The 17,077-nt window shown below is 42.9% G+C and carries 13 protein-coding genes; 9 read left to right on the top strand and 4 right to left on the bottom strand.

The annotated features are described in order from the left end of the window. Positions 1–2: 2 nt before the first annotated feature. Positions 3–314 (bottom strand): 50S ribosomal protein L21, encoded by a 312-nt coding sequence (rplU, locus tag FTT74_RS02850; RefSeq protein WP_004972275.1) that lies wholly within the window; start codon positions 312–314, stop codon positions 3–5. A 472-nt stretch (positions 315–786) separates the two neighbouring features. On the opposite strand from rplU, the gene sdsA reads away from it, so the two are divergent. From sdsA to FTT74_RS02810, 8 genes are all read left to right on the top strand, one after another. After that, positions 787–1,764: an All-trans-nonaprenyl-diphosphate synthase gene (gene sdsA / locus FTT74_RS02845; protein ID WP_104853134.1), complete on the top strand. Its 978-nt coding sequence runs from the start codon at positions 787–789 to the stop codon at positions 1,762–1,764. Positions 1,765–1,776: 12 nt separating this feature from the next. After that, positions 1,777–3,837, top strand: a complete 2,061-nt coding sequence (locus FTT74_RS02840; RefSeq protein WP_167845837.1) for a site-specific recombinase — start codon at positions 1,777–1,779, stop codon at positions 3,835–3,837. 142 nt (positions 3,838–3,979) lie between these two features. Then, positions 3,980–4,597, top strand: coding sequence for a phosphatase PAP2 family protein (locus tag FTT74_RS02835; RefSeq protein ID WP_004972280.1), 618 nt, complete (start codon positions 3,980–3,982; stop codon positions 4,595–4,597). Between the two features lie 21 nt (positions 4,598–4,618). Further along, positions 4,619–5,863 carry an efflux RND transporter periplasmic adaptor subunit gene (locus FTT74_RS02830; RefSeq protein WP_167845836.1) on the top strand — a complete coding sequence of 415 codons (1,245 nt, stop codon included), beginning with the start codon at positions 4,619–4,621 and terminating at the stop codon, positions 5,861–5,863. A 13-nt stretch (positions 5,864–5,876) separates the two neighbouring features. Further along, positions 5,877–9,056: an efflux RND transporter permease subunit gene (locus tag FTT74_RS02825; RefSeq protein ID WP_004972283.1), complete on the top strand. Its 3,180-nt coding sequence runs from the start codon at positions 5,877–5,879 to the stop codon at positions 9,054–9,056. Further along, on the top strand, positions 9,056–10,501 hold the full coding sequence (gene adeK, locus FTT74_RS02820) for a multidrug efflux RND transporter AdeIJK outer membrane channel subunit AdeK (RefSeq protein WP_179988562.1): 1,446 nt from the start codon (positions 9,056–9,058) through the stop codon (positions 10,499–10,501). The genes FTT74_RS02825 and adeK overlap by 1 nt, the downstream gene beginning before the upstream one ends. Positions 10,502–10,642: 141 nt before the next feature. After that, entirely contained in the window at positions 10,643–10,999 is a 357-nt protein-coding gene (locus FTT74_RS02815) for a YbjQ family protein (RefSeq protein WP_004972285.1), read from the top strand. Positions 11,000–11,030: 31 nt separating this feature from the next. Further along, positions 11,031–11,492, top strand: a complete 462-nt coding sequence (locus FTT74_RS02810) for a YbjQ family protein (RefSeq protein ID WP_179988543.1) — start codon at positions 11,031–11,033, stop codon at positions 11,490–11,492. A gap of 27 nt (positions 11,493–11,519) precedes the next feature. Here FTT74_RS02810 and FTT74_RS02805 read toward each other — a convergent pair whose 3' ends face one another. The 3 genes from FTT74_RS02805 to FTT74_RS02795 form a co-directional block, all read right to left on the bottom strand. After that, positions 11,520–12,254, bottom strand: a complete 735-nt coding sequence (locus tag FTT74_RS02805; RefSeq protein ID WP_179988542.1) for a hypothetical protein — start codon at positions 12,252–12,254, stop codon at positions 11,520–11,522. A 115-nt stretch (positions 12,255–12,369) separates the two neighbouring features. Then, positions 12,370–13,176, bottom strand: coding sequence for an SDR family NAD(P)-dependent oxidoreductase (locus FTT74_RS02800; protein ID WP_179988541.1), 807 nt, complete (start codon positions 13,174–13,176; stop codon positions 12,370–12,372). A 42-nt stretch (positions 13,177–13,218) separates the two neighbouring features. Next, complete coding sequence (locus tag FTT74_RS02795; protein ID WP_004972289.1) at positions 13,219–13,887, bottom strand: hypothetical protein; 669 nt, start codon at positions 13,885–13,887, stop codon at positions 13,219–13,221. 251 nt (positions 13,888–14,138) lie between these two features. On the opposite strand from FTT74_RS02795, the gene FTT74_RS02790 reads away from it, so the two are divergent. After that, positions 14,139–17,033: a valine--tRNA ligase gene (locus FTT74_RS02790; protein WP_179988540.1), complete on the top strand. Its 2,895-nt coding sequence runs from the start codon at positions 14,139–14,141 to the stop codon at positions 17,031–17,033. The last annotated feature ends 44 nt before the right edge of the window (positions 17,034–17,077 follow it).

Raw genomic sequence — 17,077 nt, 5'->3', positions numbered from 1 at the left:
GATTAGCCTGCAATACCAGTAATTTTCAACTCGGTAAACCATTGACGGTGACCTTGTTGCTTACGGTAGTGTTTACGACGACGCATTTTAACAATACGGATTTTGTCGTGACGACCATGACCAACCACTTCTGCAGTTACTTTAGCGCCAGCAACAACTGGAGCACCGATTTGAACGTTGTCACCGTTTACAACCATTAATACGTCATCAAACGTAATAGTTGCGCCAGTTTCAGCTTTCAATAATTCAACTTTAAGGGTTTCACCCTCAACAACACGGTGCTGTTTACCACCGCTTTGGATTACTGCGTACATAATGTACTCCAAACATGCCCGTGTCGTCGTGCCGATAAAGGGATATATCGATCTTAAAACGAACGCCACTGGGGGTTATTCAAGGGCAAAGATTTTAAGCGATATTCGCACAAACAACAAGCCATTTACGGCAATTATTGCACAACAAGGTTGATTATTTAATACCCAGCCGCGTAAATGACTTTCTGCAGCCTCATCCATATTCAATGGATCAATCAATACAGACAGATTGTGTTGGCGTAAACTGCTGTGCTTGTTAAAATCATGCCCAACTTGAGCAAATAACTGAATTTACCCACAAAGTTATTGACTTCGTTTTCTAGTAGAATTAACAATTACAGCATTTGGCAGGTGCCTAACTATTGCATTCATTGCGTTATTTTCGCAGACTTAAGCAGTTTTCTTGGCTGTAACATAAGTTACAACTGATTCAACTAAGTTGTCATTCAATATTATTGAGGTTTCTCTTCACATGACCATCGACTTTAAGCAAGACATTCTCGCCCCTGTTGCTTCTGATTTTGCCGCGATGGATACATTTATTAATGAAGGGATTACCTCTAAAGTCGCGTTAGTGATGGCGGTTAGTAAGCATGTGGTCGAAGCTGGCGGTAAGCGCATGCGTCCAATTATGTGCTTACTTGCTGCCAAAGCTTGTGGTGCAGAAGATTTAGAGCGTCAACGTAAACTGGCTGCAATTATTGAAATGCTGCATACCGCAACTTTGGTGCATGATGATGTGGTGGATGAGTCTGGTTTACGTCGTGGTCGACCTACTGCTAACGCCACTTGGAATAACCAAACAGCGGTTTTAGTCGGTGACTTTTTAATCTCCCGCGCCTTTGACTTATTGGTCGATTTAAACGATTTGGTATTGCTAAAAGACTTTTCTACAGGGACTTGTGAAATTGCCGAAGGTGAAGTTTTACAATTACAGGCACAGCATCAACCTGACACTACAGAACAAATTTATTTAGACATTATTCACGGCAAAACTTCACGTTTATTTGAACTTGCCACTGAAGGTGCAGCAATTTTAACAGGCACGCCACAGTACCGTGAGCCGTTGCGTTTATTTGCAGGACACTTTGGCAATGCCTTCCAAATTATTGATGATATTTTAGATTACACATCAGACGCTGAAACATTAGGTAAAAATATTGGCGATGATTTAATGGAAGGCAAACCAACTTTGCCTTTAATCTCTGCATTAAGAAATACCACTGGCGAACAACACCAAATTATTCGTCGCAGTATTGCGACAGGTGGTACTTCTGACCTCGATCAGGTTATTGCCATTGTGCAGTCCTCTGGCGCTCTCGATTATTGCCGCCAACGTGCCACAGAAGAAACAGAAGCCGCTATTGCCGCTTTAGAAGCACTGCCAGACTCGGAGTATCGTCAGGCCTTAAAGAATTTAGCCTTATTGGCTTTACATCGCATTCAATAATTTAAGCAGCTTATGCATATAAAACTCAACGATTTATTTAGAAAAATGCAAGAACAGCTGGATACACCAAAAGCTGTTCTGGATGAAAATCTGCTGATTGAACTGGTCAATCGTATCCGTCCAAGTGACACTCAAGATTTAGAAGAAACTCATCAAAAGTTTCAAGCTTTCTTACAAGCCTTGCTGCTGACACCCGATGCCAGCTCAACCTTGCAACATTTTGTTTTACGTCTAATCAATCAATACAAACAAACCAGTTTATATGCCGACACGGGAATTTTATCGCTCGATGGTTTTTGGAATCAGTTGTTTCAGCGTTTGGGCGCGCACTTTTTACCGCTGATTAATGATGAAAGCCAACTGCAAGATTTAGTCCGTCGAGTTTTTCCACTACGTAGTGATAAATACTGGCTCGACAATATTGAAGATACCGAATGGCAGCAATTATTTACTTTACTGAATCGCGGACATGGCGGACAAACACAAAAACGCCTGATTCGCAGTGAAATTATTAAAGCTCTAACAGTGCTGTCATATCGGGTCAGCGGCATTGGTTTATATCCTGAATTTATTAGTGCCTATCCTGAACTAAGTGAATATGATTCACCTTTTTTGGCACAAAACCGCGAAATCAACGAGTTTATTCAGCTTTATAAAGTTGCCGATCAACAACACGATCAAATCAGTGCCATTCAACCACCCGATGCCTCTCAAGCTTTGGTAATGATTGACCAATGTCATGATGTCAGCAGTAAAATTCGTCGTGCGACTAAACGTACTGGCGTCAGTATCAGCCTGACTTATTTATTGTCTTTACTGGAACAATGTTTAGAGCGGATTGAGCTGTTGCTAAATTTAATCGTGGCGCAAGACAAAGTCCGTTATGTTTCGGCAGGACAATTACTGGTAGATGTAACTGCGGCATTGTATAGCGAACGCAGTGTACGCTCCTTGCTTGCAGAAAACAGTGAGTTAATTGCCTTACAAGTCACTGAAAATGCTAGTAAAACGGGTGAGCATTATGTAAGTACCGACAAAGACGGCTTTTGGGGCATGTATAAAGCTGCGGCAGGTGCAGGTGTTTTAATTGCCACGATGGCGACTTTAAAAACCCTCGCCTCGCGTTTAGTGCTCGCTCCGATGATGCAGGCCATCATCAACAGCATGATTTATTCATTTGGTTTTATGCTGATTCATGTCTTGCACTTTACTGTTGCCACCAAACAACCCGCAATGACTGCTGCAGCATTGGCTTCTACGGTACAGCATCGTAAAGGCTCTAAAATGGCACAAATTGCCGAACTTGCTGCCTTAATTATTAATATTATCCGCACGCAGTTCGTCGCCATTTTGGGCAATATCTCGATTGCCATTCCAGTCGCAGCCTTAATTGCTTTTAGTTGGGATGCCATGTTGCATGAACCGTTGATGTCACATGCCAAAGCATCCAATATGCTGCACGACTTGAATCCGTTTACTTCACTTGCCATTCCACATGCCGCCATTGCAGGGGTATTTTTATTTCTGTCTGGTTTGATTGCAGGTTATTTCGATAACATGGCCGTGTATCGTAAAGTCGGGCCACGCCTAAAAGCCCATCTGCATTTAAAAAAGCTACTCGGGCAAGAACGTCTCAATATATTTGCCAATTATATAGAACGAAACTTAGGGGCTTTGGCAGGTAATTTCCTGTTCGGGATTATGCTCGGCAGTACCGCCACACTGGGTTATATTTTGGGTTTACCGATTGATATTCGCCACATTGCCTTCGCTTCTGCCAACTTTATTCAGGGTTTAATGAATATTAATGGCTCACCTGAAATTGGCCTGATTATTGTGTCCTTTTTAGGCGTACTGCTAATTGGTTTAACCAACTTATTTGTCAGCTTTACTTTAACCATTATTGTGGCATTGCGTGCGCGTCGGGTACGTTTTGAACAGTGGAAACCTTTGGCAAAATTGGTGCTGACTCACTTCTTAACCCGTCCAAGTGATTTCTTTTGGCCACCGAAACAACCAATTACAGTGGATGACGATGCATCCTCAAATACTGAACGAAATGCTAAAATTTAGTGCACATTTACATTGCGCACAAAGTAACAAAAAAAGAAATTCTTCTCATTTACATTGGCTTGAAATAAAGTGTACTGACTAGTACACTTTATTCCATTCATCAACCGTGCTCAAATCGGTTAAACTTACAGGGATTTTTAGCATGCCTAAAATACTGCTTTATCTCGGTAGTTTACTATTTATAATCAGTGTGTTAGTGCTAAACATTCCAAGTTGGCAACAATTTGATGTTGCCAGTGTGGAGTTTTTAAGTACCCAGCGCACCGCACATTTGAATCAATTGGCAATCACACTTTCTGTATTAGGTGGCATGCCATTTGTATTATTTTTAACCTGCCTATGGTGTTTCTATTTGGCATGGTATAAAAAATACACAAAAATTGTTTTTATCAGTGTAGGACTGGTCGTAAGTATTGCGCTTTCATGGCTGCTCAAATACCTATTCGCGCGACCTCGCCCGCCTGAAGCATTGCATTTGGTGGAAACTTTTGGCGCATCATTTCCAAGCGCTCATAGTTTTTATGCTGCAACTTTAGGTTGTTTGGTGATTTACCTGAGTTTGCAACATCCAGCGCATAAAATTTTGTCTGTGTGCGCGTGGTTATGGATGTTGCTGATGGGCATTTCCCGTGTGTATCTGGGAGTGCACTATCCTTCAGATGTCCTCTCTGGTTGGAGCATAAGTTTTATTTGGATCACATTGTGGTATCTGTTTTGCGCTCAATATCTGCAAGACAAACCAATACATAAGTTTAGATAAGAATCTAATAGAGGTGAAAGAATGATGTCTGCAAAGCTTTGGGCTCCTGCCCTGACTGCTTGCGCATTAGCCACAAGTTTAGCACTTGTGGGTTGTAGCAAAGATCCAAAAGATGCACAGCAAGCAGGTGCAGCTCAGCAAATGCCACCGACTGAGGTTGGCGTACTGGTGGCACAGCCACAAAGCGTGGAACAGTCTGTAGAACTGTCTGGACGTACCACAGCCTTTGAAATTTCAGAAGTTCGCCCACAAACCAGTGGTGTGGTTCTGAAACGTTTATTTACCGAAGGCAGCTACGTGCGTGAGGGTCAGGCGCTTTATGAAATTGACTCACGTACCAACCGTGCCAGTCTAGACAGTAGCCGTGCAGCACTCACCCGCCAGCAAGCGCAATTGAATGTGTTACGCATTAAAGAAGGTCGTTACCGTCAGTTGGTAGGCAGCAATGCAATCTCTAAACAAGAATATGATGACATTGTGGCACAGGTAAAACTTGCCGAAGCCGATGTTGCTGCGACTCAAGCAGAAGTACGCAATGCCGAAATTAACCTAGGCTATTCGACTGTACGTGCCCCAATTTCAGGGCAAACTAACCGCTCTACTGTGACTGCAGGTGCATTGGTTACGGCTAGTCAGGCGGAACCGTTGGTGACGATTCAACGCTTAGATCCAATTTATGTAGACATCAATCAGTCCAGCGCAGAGTTACTACGTTTACGTCAGCAATTGAGCCAAGGTAGTTTAAATAGCAGCAACAACACCAAAGTAAAATTAAAACTTGAAGATGGCAGCTACTACCCTGTTGAAGGTCGTTTGGCTTTTTCTGATGCCAGCGTGAACCCAGAAACAGGCACCGTGACTTTACGCGCCGTGTTCCCAAATTCAAATCATTTATTATTGCCGGGTATGTTTGCCACTGCGCAAATTGTGCAAGGTGTGATTCCTAACGCAATCTTAATTCCACAAGCTGCGATTAGCCGTACCCCAACAGGTCAGGCAATGGCAATGATTGTGAATGCCAAAGGTATTGTTGAACCGCGTCCTGTGACCACAGTTGGTACGCAAGGCAGCAACTGGATTGTGACTGAAGGTTTGCAAACTGGCGATAAAGTGATTGTCGAAGGTATTGCCAAAGTAAAACCTGAACAGCAAGTGGTCGCTAAGCCGTATCAACCGCAAGGCGCTGCTGCACCAGCAAAATCGGGGGATGCCAAACCAGCCTCAGAAGCCCAAGCAACTGAATCAAAAGCTACTTCAAATACATAAGGAGTAGACGTTAATGGCTCACTTTTTTATTCATCGCCCCATTTTTGCATGGGTGATTTCATTGGTAATCATGTTGGCGGGGATTATTACCCTCACCAATATGCCAATTGCCCAATATCCGACCATTGCACCGCCAACGGTCACCATTGCTGCAACCTATCCGGGTGCATCTGCTGAAACTGTGGAAAACACAGTAACGCAAATTATTGAACAACAAATGAACGGCTTGGATGGTCTGCGCTATATTTCATCCAACAGTGCGGGGAACGGTTCTGCATCCATTACGTTAAACTTTGAACAAGGTATCGACCCAGATATTGCACAGGTTCAAGTACAGAACAAATTGCAATCTGCTACGGCGCTCTTGCCTGATGATGTGCAACGTCAAGGCGTGAAAGTGACCAAATCAGGAGCGAGCTTCTTACAGGTTCTCGCTTTTTATTCACCTGATGAAAGCCTGTCTGCCGATGATATTAAAGACTATGTTAACTCTAACATTTCTGAACCGCTGAGCCGTGTTGCAGGTGTGGGTGAAGTACAAGTCTTTGGTGGCTCATACGCGATGCGTATTTGGATGGACCCTGCCAAAATGGCGAGCTTGCAAGTCACACCAAGTGATATTGCTCAAGCGATTCGTACCCAAAACGCACAGGTTGCGGTAGGTCAATTGGGCGGTGCGCCTGCAATTCAAGGTCAGGCTTTGAATGCTACGGTAACTGCACAAAGCTTGCTACAAACACCTGAACAATTCAGCAATATTTTCCTAAAAAATACCGCTTCGGGCGCTCAAGTGCGCTTGGGTGATGTGGCACGAATTGAACTTGGTGCAGACAACTATCAGTTTATTTCTAAATACAACGGCAAGCCTGCGGGCGGTGTCGCAATTAAATTATCTACAGGTGCTAACGCCCTAGATACCGCTGCTGCTGTAGAAGAACGCCTTAAGCAATTACGTCCTAACTACCCTGCGGGTTTAAAGGATGAGTTGGCTTTTGATACCACGCCATTTATTGAACTTTCAATTAAGAGTGTTGTTAAAACCTTAATTGAAGCGATCATTTTGGTCTTTATTGTGATGTTCCTGTTCTTGCAGAACTGGCGCGCCACAATTATTCCAACCATGGCCGTGCCTGTAGTGGTACTGGGTACCTTTGCCGTGATCAACATGTTTGGCTTCTCGATTAACACCCTGACCATGTTTGCCATGGTACTGGCGATTGGTCTATTGGTCGATGACGCAATTGTCGTGGTGGAAAACGTAGAACGTGTCATGGTCGAAGAACATCTTGACCCTGTGGCGGCGACTGAAAAGTCGATGAAACAGATTTCAGGCGCACTGATCGGGATTACCTCGGTATTGTCTGCGGTATTCGTACCTATGGCATTCTTTGGTGGGACTACAGGCGTTATTTATCGTCAATTCTCAATTACGCTTGTGACTGCAATGGTGTTGTCACTGGTCGTAGCGTTGACCTTTACCCCTGCCCTATGTGCCACGATTCTTAAACAACACGATCCAAACAAGCCTGAAAGCAACGGTATTTTTGCGCGTTTCTTCCGCTGGTTTAACCGCAGTTTCGATAAGCTCTCGGTTAAATATCAAGGTGGTGTTAACCGCATGACGCATCATAAAATCTTCTCGGGGGTTTTATATGCAGTGGTACTGGGCATTATTGTGCTAGTGTTCCAAAAACTACCATCATCATTCTTGCCTGATGAAGATCAGGGCGTGGTGATGACATTGGTACAACTCCCACCAAATGCAACTTTGGAACGTACTGACGCCACCATGACCAGCATGACCAACTTTTTCAGAGAAAATGAAAAAGAGCATGTGCAGTCGGTATTTAGTGTTTCAGGCTTCTCTTTCTCAGGCGTTGGTCAAAACGCAGGTATGGCGTTCATTAAGTTAAAAGACTGGAGTGAGCGTACAAGCCCTGAATCTCAAGTTGGTGCAATTATCCAGCGTGGTATGGCACTGAACATGATTGTGAAAGATGCCACTTACATCATGCCATTACAGCTTCCTGCGATGCCAGAATTAGGTGTCAGCTCAGGCTTTAACTTGCAACTGAAAGATGCTGCGGGCAATGGTCATGAAAAACTCACCATGGCACGTAATATTGTGTTGGGTGAAGCATCTAAAGACCCTCGCTTAATGGGCGTACGTCCAAATGGTCAAGAAGATACACCACAGTACCGTATTATTATTGACCAAGCGCAAGCAGGTGCGGCAGGTGTCAGCATTGCTGAAATCAACAGCACCATGGGCATGGCTTGGGGTGGTTCGTACATCAATGACTTTATTGACCGTGGTCGCGTGAAAAAAGTCTATGTGCAAGCCGAATCTGATTCACGCATGATGCCTGAAGACCTGAACAAGTGGTATGTCCGCAACAACCGTGGTGAAATGGTGCCATTCTCTGCCTTTGCAACAGGTGAATGGACTTATGGTTCACCTCGTTTGGAACGCTATAACGGCGTATCTGCCAAGAACATTCAGGGTGCACCTGCGCCAGGTGTCAGCTCTGGTGAAGCCATGCAAGCGATGGAAGAAATTGTCGCAAAACTTCCATCTATGGGCTTAAACGGCTTTGACTATGAATGGACAGGTTTATCACTTGAAGAACGTGAATCGGGCGATCAGGCACCATTCCTCTATGCACTGTCATTACTGATTGTATTCTTGTGTTTGGCAGCCTTGTATGAAAGCTGGTCTATTCCATTCTCGGTGCTGTTGGTGGTACCGTTGGGTATTGTCGGAGCATTATTGCTCACCTTCGGGGGCATGATCTTGTTCAAAAACCCGAACCTATCCAACAACATTTACTTCCAAGTGGCGATTATTGCCGTGATTGGTTTATCAGCCAAAAACGCGATTTTGATTGTGGAGTTTGCCAAAGAGCTACAAGAAAAAGGTGAAGACCTGTTTGAAGCGACCTTGCATGCTGCAAAAATGCGTTTACGCCCAATCATTATGACCACTTTGGCCTTTGGTTTTGGTGTATTGCCGCTTGCACTTTCATCAGGTGCGGGTGCAGGTAGCCAACACTCAGTAGGTTATGGTGTGTTAGGTGGTGTGATTAGCTCAACCTTGTTAGGGATCTTCTTTATTCCTGTATTCTATGTCTGGATTAGAAGTATCTTTAAATACAAACCAAAACAACAAAATAATCAGGAGCATGTATCGTGATGCAAAACTTATGGTCGCATACAGGCCGTGGTATTGCGGTTTCTGCCCTCGCGCTTGCTTTGACAGCTTGTCAAAGTATGCGTGGGCCAGAGCCCGTCGCTCAGGCAAGTATTCCAAGCAGCTATACTGCTGCTGCATCGGGTACTTCAGTGGCTGAACAAGGTTATAAAGATTTCTTTGCCGATCAACGCTTATTACAAGTTTTGGATATGGCATTGAACAATAACCGTGATTTACGCACAGCGACGCTGAATATCCAACGTGCCCAACAAGCCTATCAAATTACCGAAAACAACCAGTTACCTACCATTGGTGCTAGCGGTGGCGTACTGCGTCAAGACCAAGGTACTGCTTTAGGCACACACACACGCTATAACGTTGGTTTAGGTGTAACTGCCTACGAACTAGATTTTTGGGGTCGTGTACGCAGCTTAAAAGACAATGCATTAGATAACTTCTTGGCAACTCAAAGCTCGCGTGATGCCACACAAATTGCCTTGATTGGTCAGGTGGCGCAAGCATGGCTCAACTATTCTTTTGCCAATGCCAATTTAAAACTGGCAGACCAAACCTTAAAAACACAGCTTGAGTCTTATAACCTCAACAAAAAGCGTTTTGATGTCGGCATTGATAGTGAATTACCTGTCCGTCAGGCACAAATTTCAGTTGAAACTGCACGTAATGATGTCGCCAACTACAAAACCCAAGTCGCGCAAGCACAAAACTTGCTGAACTTGTTGGTGGGCGAACAAGTTCCAAGTGCGTTATTGCCAACGCAACGTGTGACGCGCATTACCAAAACTACCGCAATTGGCGCTGGCTTACCAAGTGACTTGCTGAATAACCGTCCTGATATTCGTACTGCAGAGTATCGACTATCGGCTGCGGGTGCCAATATTGGTGCAGCAAAAGCACGTTTATTCCCAAGCATTAGCCTCACGGGCAATGCAGGCTATGCATCAACTGACTTGAGTGATTTGTTTAAATCAGGCAGTTTTGTTTGGGCAGTGGGCCCGAGCATCGACTTGCCAATTTTTGATTGGGGCACACGCCAAGCCAACATCAAAATTTCAGAAACGGATCAACAAATTGCTTTGGCTGACTATGAAAAATCAATTCAGTCTGCATTCCGTGAAGTGAATGATGCTTTGGCAGTTCGTCAAAATATTGGTGATCGTTTAGCGGCACAAAAACGCTTGGTTGATGCGACCAATACCACTTATAAATTATCTAATGCACGCTTCCGCGCAGGCATTGACAACTATTTAACCGTGTTGGATGCACAGCGTACGTCTTATGCAGCAGAACAAGGTTTATTGTTGTTGGAACAAGCCAATTTGAACAATCAGGTGGAGTTGTATAAATCTTTGGGTGGCGGTGTGAAAGCCAACACTTCAGATGCTACTTCGCAACCTGCATCATCGGCAGAACGTAAAGCGCAATAAGTCTTTGCGTCTACCTTAAATTTGCTGCTTAACAGCTCAGATATAAAGACTAAATCAGCTCACTTCGGTGGGCTTTTTTATTGCTTTTTGCAAGCACATTTCATATCTTCAATACGTCTTGTTTTTAAATATTAGAATCTTATGTTGCTTAGTAATCTTGAATCTGTACCAGGTCATCGTATTTCACGGCAAATTGATGTGGTCTATGGCAGCACCGTACGCAGTAAGCATGTGGGGCGTGACTTCTTGGCAGGACTCAAAAATATTGTCGGTGGTGAATTAACGGCTTATACCGAATTACTAGAAGAATCACGCCAAGAAGCGATGGATCGTATGATTGCTAAAGCACGTGGTTTAGGTGCCAATGCTATTGTTGGGATTCGCTTTTCTACTTCAAATATCGCTCAAGGTGCTTCGGAATTGTTTGTTTATGGTACAGCAGTGGTGGTCGAGGCAGATATTCCTAAACTTCCAGACCCATTTCCAGCATCACACTAAAGCAAAGATTATTGAACAGGAATAACATCACATGGATAATTTAATTCTGCAAATTGTTGTCTTTGCGATTTTATTTGCCGTAGGCTTTGGTTTTGGGCGACACAACGAACGCAAACATTTCAAATATTTAGCCGAGCAAGAACTGCGTTTAAGTTATATTCAGATTGATAATAACCGCTTCCAGACCAGTCCCAATTTTGGGCAATTGATACACAGCAATGTGGTCATTTCTCATGATTATTTTAAGTTTGTGATTGCCAATATTCAGAACTTCTTTGGCGGGCGCTTGACCAGTTATGAAAGTATTGTCGAGCGGGCGCGTCGTGAAGCCATCGTCCGTTTAAAATTAGAAGCTGAAAAAATGGGCGCAAATCATATTATGGGGCTGCGTTTAAGCACCACAGAATTGGGGATGCAAGGCGGCATGGTCGAAGTCTTTGCTTATGGAACGGCGGTTCAAAATAACATCAATCAATCATCTGTAAAACGCTGAGTACGTCTTTCAGCGTTTATAAAGAATTTAGTATAAATACTGATCTCGATAAGGCTGAGGAATTTGATATTGCTGACCATCAAATTTTAAAGTGAAACGCTGTTGAGTAGACACGCGTTTAGTTTCTTTACAATTTTCTAAATCTCCCGACATTTCATAATGTTGAATACGATCACGTAATTGCATATCAAAATATTGTCGAGTTGTATTCCGCAACATCATTAAAATAGCTTTACTTTCTATTACTTCGGCATTACAACGTGTATCCGTTTCTGCCTGATAACGCGCTACGATTAAACCGTTTAAAATTTTCTTGTTATGCTGTAAATCATATAAATCGAGTACTTGCGCCGAAAATGGATTGGCACTTGAACGTCCTGCATAATTCCTTCTTAAACCAATTGCCCTTAAGCTTTCAGAAACTTGATACGGCGCCAAATCTAATTGGATAGAACGCAGTTCAATTGCATCTGAAGGCAAAAGCTCTTTCACGTGATAGATTGAATGAAGCTTTTGCGTTTTACTATTTACGGTTAAAAAAGTCAGCTGATAATCATCTACAGGTTGATCATCTTTTGTCTGAGTTTCAGCATAAGCAATTAAAGTTTGTTCAGTAACATTGGGGAAATCTGCACAAGCCAAAAAGTCCTCATTCACTGTGGTTGTATTTGTGTGCTGTCGTAAAATCTTTTCAATATATTCAGGTTGTTTACACAACGAATCATCGTTTGTTTGTAATTTGGCAAATGTCGTTTGAGTCATCCCTAAGAAAGCGAAAAGCCACGCGCTGATAAAAAAAAACCTTTCATTATTAAACGCATGGCTCATCCTTCTTTTTGTTTTTATTATTTTATTTTGAAGTCACTTTGATTAAAAATTACTTCACTTTGGTTTTACGAATCATTTTATATAAAGTACTTGGCGATAAACGCGACACCAACACGCCCAGTTTTTCTTTAGCGCCCCCGACCACGATATATTCATCGCCTGCCATGAGTGCTTTAACTGTATTTTTAGCAAAAACATCGGCATCTAAACCATTTTCAATGGCTTCATCTTGATGTCCTTGTGGTTTGCCTTCACCATTTAATGCATTAAAAGACACATTGGTATTCACAAATCCTGGGAAAACAACTGAAACCTGTACGCCCTGCTCTGCTACTTCTGCACGCAAACTATTCGCCCACATGTGAATGGCACTTTTCGCTGCAGAATATGACGCGCGATATTGCGTACCCAATAATGCTGCAACACTAGATACAAAAATAATGCGACCATGTTTTTGCTGTAAAAAGGTCGGCAAGACGGTTTTAGTCAGAAAGACCTGAGAAAAATAATCCACTTCCATAATGGTGCGTTCAGTCAGCATGGTCGTATCAGCAATTAAAGCGCGCTGACTTAAACCTGCGTTATTAATTAGCCAGTCAATGCGTCCTTTACGTGCCAACACTTGCTCATACGCATGTAACACCTGACTTTCATTGGTGATGTCTGCACATACAGAAAGATGACGTTCAGGATTCAGCAAACTCACGCGTACTTTTTCAAGTTCTTCATAACGACGTGCGGTTAAAATCACTTGTGCACCTTGTAAAGCACACTCTTTTGCCAATGCCTTACCAATGCCAGAAGATGCACCTGTAATCCACACCACTTTATGTTCCAAGTTTTCCCGTTTTGCCATAACCGTTTGTCCGCGTTATTTAAAAATTTAAGTCATCAAAATTTAAGTCTTAGGTTTTGCAGGATGCTGCAAAAACCCAAGAAAATGGTTTAAATATATCTCTGCACTTTCCAAATCGAATTGCGCACCCATTTTTTCTAGGCGTTTATACCCCAGTTGCGTAGTCAAATGAATCACGCCATTTAAAGTTTTATCGACCACCAAATTAAATTTCAGCATTTTTTTCGGATCACGAATTAAATAACCCACGCCCTGATCAATAATTTGAGTAAACCCTTTAAATGCAGGCGCAATACATGCACTGTTGCCCTGCCGAATTTGCTCAATACAACCCAACGTTTCTTTCATAACAATACTATCGACAGGATAAGTCACAAAACCTTGCCCTTCCTGCTGATACATCATGCTTGCCAGATAATTCACCATAGGCGTTAAGCGTTCATTGCCAAAAAACGACACCGACCATGGCATATATTTTTGCATGGTTTGTATGACTTGCTGAATAATTTTTTCAGATTCACCATCCAGTGAATGACTAGAACGTGACAATTCACCAAAAAGTTGCTCAATAATTTCACAAGAAATATCGGTCAGTACCGCCCCCAAAGCTTTAGATAAACTTTCCGATTCACCTGCATTGAGTTGTTGATGAATGTGTTGAAATCTTTGATATGTTTCTGGTTTTAATTTTAAAGATACAGCATAAGTCATAACTGAACTTGCCTATTTTGACCGTATTGATGTGTTTTCATCTATTTTAAAATCCATTGCTTAAACCCAGTTTAAAACAGTGTTACAGGCAACGGAGAACTTGAAGTTTTTATCATACTTGTCGCCCATCATACGATGAGTTTGCCCAACTGCCAATTGCGATAAGTTTGGCTGAGTTGAATCTCGCTTAGCGGGCAATTTTTTTGCTACAATAGTTGCAATTTTTTATTCACTTTTAACCTGTTCTTACTATGACTGATTCAGCGCAAAATATTGCTACAACCTACGATCCTACCGAGATCGAGAAAAAATGGTACAAGACTTGGGAAGAAAACGGCTACTTTAAGCCGTCAGAAAAAGGCGAATCATTCTGTATCATGATTCCGCCGCCAAACGTCACAGGTAGCTTGCACATGGGTCATGGTTTTAACAACGCCATTATGGATGCCCTTACACGCTTTAACCGTATGTCAGGCAAAAATACCTTATGGCAACCAGGTACAGACCACGCAGGTATTGCCACACAAATGGTAGTAGAGCGTCAATTGGGCGCGCAAAATATCAGCCGACATGACTTGGGTCGTGAAAAATTCATCGAAAAAGTCTGGGAATGGAAAGAACAATCTGGTGGTAACATTACCCGTCAAATCCGTCGTTTAGGTTCCTCAGTAGATTGGTCACGTGAACGCTTCACCATGGATGAAGGCTTATCGAATGCAGTTAAAGAGGTTTTTGTTAAACTGCATGAAGAAGGTTTAATTTACCGTGGTAAACGCCTTGTAAACTGGGATCCAAAATTACAAACTGCCCTATCTGACCTAGAAGTTGAGTCTGATAAAGAAGAACAAGGTTCACTCTGGCACTTCAAATACTTCTTTGAAGATAAATCACTACGCACACACGATGGTAAAGATCATATTGTGGTGGCAACCACTCGTCCTGAAACATTGTTAGGTGATACAGCGGTTGCGGTTGCGCTTGATGATGAGCGTTACTCGCACCTTGTTGGTCAAAACATCATCCTCCCAATTACAGGTCGTGCCGTTCCAATCGTAAAAGATGAGTATGTCGATAAAGAATTCGGTACAGGTTGTGTAAAAATTACCCCTGCACACGACTTCAATGACTATGAAGTGGGTAAACGCTGCGAATTGCCAATCATCAATATCTTCAACAAAAATGCTGAAGTATTGGCTGAGTTTGAATATATTGCGAAAGCAGGCGAACAAATTTCTAAAACCATTCCTGCACCTGCAGACTACATTGGTTTAGAGCGTTTTGAAGCACGTAAAAAATTAGTTGAACAAGCGAAAAGCGAAGGTTGGTTAGATCAAATCCAACCGTACACCTTGAAACCACCTCGCGGTGACCGTTCGGGCGTAATTGTTGAGCCATTATTGACTGACCAATGGTATGTGAAAATTGCACCGTTAGCGCAACCTGCAATTGAAGCGGTGCAAGATGGTCGCATCAAGTTCGTGCCTGAGCAATACAGCAATATGTATATGGCGTGGATGAACAACATTCAAGACTGGTGTATCTCGCGTCAATTGTGGTGGGGTCACCGTATTCCTGCTTGGTACGATGCTGAAGGCAATGTTTATGTAGGTCGTAACGAAGAAGAAGTTCGTACGAAAAATAATATCCCTGCCGATGTTCAATTAAACCAAGACGAAGACGTACTGGATACATGGTTCTCCTCTGCACTTTGGACATTCTCGACCTTAGGTTGGACGGGTGATGCCAAGAAAGATGCAGAAAACTACTTCTTAAATACCTTCCACTCCACTGATGTATTGGTGACAGGTTTTGACATCATCTTCTTCTGGGTGGCGCGTATGATCATGATGACCATGCACTTCATGAAGAATGAAGATGGCACGCCACAAGTACCGTTCAAAACAGTTTACGTTCACGGTTTGGTACGTGACAGCGAAGGTCAAAAAATGTCGAAGTCTAAGGGCAACGTGCTTGACCCATTAGACTTGATTGACGGTGTAGATCTTGAAACTTTAGTACAGAAACGTACGACGGGTTTGATGAACCCGAAACAAGCAGCGAAAATTGAAAAATCGACCCGCAAAGAATTCCCAGAAGGGATTCAGGCTTATGGCACAGACGCGGTTCGTTTTACCTTCTGCGCATTGGCAAATACAGGTCGTGACATCAAGTTTGATATGAAACGTGTGGAAGGTTATCGTAACTTTGCCAACAAAATTTGGAATGCTACCCGTTTTGTATTGATGAATGTTGAAGGTCAAACGGTTGGTCAAGAGGCACGTCAAGACCTTTGGGAATTGCCTGAACAGTGGATTGTGAGCCGTTTACAAAAGGCAGAGCAAGCTGTTCATCAAGCGTTTGCAACTTACCGTTTAGACTTGGCTGCGCAAGCGATTTATGACTTTATTTGGAATGAATACTGCGACTGGTATGTAGAGCTAACCAAACCTGTTCTGAATGATGAGTCTGTTTCTGAAGAACGCAAAGCCGAAGTTCGTCGTGTATTGCTTGCGGTGATGGAAGCTTCTTTACGTCTTGCTCATCCAATCATGCCGTACTTAACTGAAGAAATTTGGCAAACCCTTGCGCCAATGATTGGCTTGGGTGGCGAAACCATTATGTTGGCAAACTACCCTGTTGCAGATGAAGCCAAAATCAACGAACAAGCCGAAGCAGATATGCAATGGCTACAAGGTTTGATTGGTGCGGTGCGTAACATTCGTGGTGAAATGGGTCTAGGTAATGCACGTTTATTGCCTGTACTTTTACAGAACACGACTGAAGCAGAAAAAGCACAAATTTCTCGTATTGAACCGTTGTTTAAAGCATTGGCGAAAGTTGAAAGCATTACCTTCTTGGCAGATGGTGAACAACCACCATTGTCTTCTTCTTCTGTAGTCGGTCACGTGTCTGTATTCGTTCCAATGAAGGGTTTGATTGACCCGAAAGCAGAATTGGGTCGTCTACAAAAAGACTTAGACAAGGTTCAAAAGCAGCATGACCAAATTGCAACTAAACTTGCAAATGAAGGTTTTGTGGCGAAAGCCCCTGCGGCTGTGGTTGAAGGCGAGAAAGTGAAACTTGCTGAATTTGCAGATCAGTTAGCGAAAATTAAAGCGAATATGGAGCAGATTGCAGCGCTTTAATGTGTTGTTAGTTTGATCTAATTTGTGTATAAAGGGCTGATTAT

The sequence above is a fragment of the Acinetobacter sp. YH01007 genome, from assembly GCF_013420425.1.
GTDB classification, from domain to species: Bacteria; Pseudomonadota; Gammaproteobacteria; order Pseudomonadales; family Moraxellaceae; genus Acinetobacter; species Acinetobacter towneri.
The sequence above is the reverse complement of the archived record's forward strand: the minus strand, read 5'-3'. Positions and strand labels throughout refer to the sequence as shown.